This is a genomic window from Nonomuraea sp. NPDC050691 (genome assembly GCF_040654455.1).
Taxonomy (GTDB): Bacteria; Actinomycetota; Actinomycetes; order Streptosporangiales; family Streptosporangiaceae; genus Nonomuraea.
This window is the reverse complement of sequence record NZ_JBFAIA010000368.1, coordinates 1-1,444: the sequence shown is the minus strand read 5'-3', so window position 1 is coordinate 1,444 and position 1,444 is coordinate 1. Positions and strand designations below refer to the sequence as shown.

Below are 1,444 nucleotides of genomic sequence, written 5' to 3'. Positions count from 1 at the left end.
GGCCAAGCTCATGCCCGACGAAGACCAGGCCACCGACGAAGAGATCGCCGCCGAAGAGATGGAGGGCAAAACCGTCGCGGTCCTCACCCCGTGGACCTGGCGACGCATCGCCGAAATCGACGGCGCGGAAGTCGCGGTTCTGGAGGCCGTAGAAGCCTCAGGATGGGAGGGCCTACTCAGGACCCTCATTCGGCTCCGAATCAACGCCAGCGGCGTCTACACACCCGAGGAATGGGGCACACCGAACGCGGTCGAACTCGAACCGTTGTAGGACTGGACTCCGGATGGTGGAAGAGGTGTGCCGAAAAGGCCGGCCGAATCGGTCCGGATCGGGGTACACCTCTTGCACCCTCGGTCGGACCACCCTCCACCCTTCCCCGATATAGGCCAGATCCAAAGCTCAGGAAGGGCAGTCAAGGGCGCCCTTCCCCTTGACTTCCCTGTATGAGCTGGACAATTGAGGCCCGGGGAAGCGGACCTATCAACATGATGCGAACCGCGCGAAGCACATCAAAATGATGCGAACACGAAAACGGCCGGTCGAACCCCCTTTTCGACCGGCCGACGTGTGTCCCCGTTCTACTTCTCCGGCCAGACCTCCGCCCAGGTCTCACGCGCTATCCGCGACGACGCCCGGTTCGCTGCGGCCGTCACCGTCAACCCCATCGCGCGCGCTATCTCGGTCTGAGTGGTCACGCCGTTCCGGAGCGCATAGGCCGCCAGCAGATGCACCGAGCGCTTGCCGATCTGCTCGACGTGAGAGAACTCTTCCAACAACGGAATCAGCCACTCACTCACCGGCTGGCCCTGCCGGGAATCCGCTTTCGTCACGATCCGACGCGCGGTCTTCACCAGCAGCGCAGCACGTTCCTCGACCCATTGCTCCAGCTCCGGAGGTGTCTCACGGTCAGGCATGGCGATTGCTCCTTGACGATTGAGGGATGACGTCTAGAGTGTAGACGTACGGTTTTCAATTTCTAGAGACTAGAAATTCACGGAAGGATCAGTTCCATGCCTCAGACCTTCGTCATCGACCAGGCCGCTTCGTTCACCGGGATCGCATTCCTCAGCTCCGCACCGCGTCTCGAGTTCGGCAGCGACAAGCAGGACCGCACTCGCGACGGTCTCGGCAAGTGGCAGATCGAGTGCGTCGCCGGATTCCGCGACCAGTTCGGCAATGCCTCGCACGAGGTCATCAAGGTCAACGTTGCCGCCGCGAACGATCCCGGCGCGCAGATGAGCCCCTACACCCCGGTGCAGCTCGTGAACTTCGTCGTCGGCGTTGTCCCGCCCGAGATGCGCAAGGACGGCCGGGGCCAGGACGTCGTACGCGGCGGCACCGTCTGGTACCGCGCCGACGAGATCCGCCCGACCCAGCAGGCACCTGCAGGACGTCCCAAGGCATCCGCGACGGAGGGGTGAGGGGGCCGGAAGGTGAGGCGCG

Annotated in this window: 3 protein-coding genes; 2 read left to right on the top strand and 1 reads right to left on the bottom strand. The window is 63.6% G+C overall.

What is annotated here, in order from left to right:
• The coding region (locus AB0H81_RS44810; protein WP_358388719.1) for a hypothetical protein at window positions 1-271 on the top strand (271 nt) is incomplete at its 5' end.
• A gap of 308 nt (window positions 272-579) precedes the next feature.
• On the opposite strand, the gene AB0H81_RS44805 is transcribed toward AB0H81_RS44810, so the two are convergent.
• A complete protein-coding gene (locus tag AB0H81_RS44805; protein WP_357923021.1) occupies window positions 580-915 on the bottom strand; it encodes a hypothetical protein in 336 nt (111 codons plus the stop codon).
• Window positions 916-1,011: 96 nt separating this feature from the next.
• Between AB0H81_RS44805 and AB0H81_RS44800 the strand changes: the two genes are divergently transcribed.
• The gene (locus tag AB0H81_RS44800) at window positions 1,012-1,422 is read left to right on the top strand and encodes a hypothetical protein (RefSeq protein WP_357923024.1); all 411 of its coding nucleotides are present in this window, start codon (window positions 1,012-1,014) and stop codon (window positions 1,420-1,422) included.
• The last annotated feature ends 22 nt before the right edge of the window (window positions 1,423-1,444 follow it).

What these genes read in the sequence shown, in the direction of transcription:
- AB0H81_RS44805 (WP_357923021.1), bottom strand. Translation starts at nt 915, where the DNA reads ATGCCTGACCGTGAGACACCTCCGGAGCTGGAGCAATGGGTCGAGGAA.
- AB0H81_RS44800 (WP_357923024.1), top strand. Translation starts at nt 1,012, where the DNA reads ATGCCTCAGACCTTCGTCATCGACCAGGCCGCTTCGTTCACCGGGATC.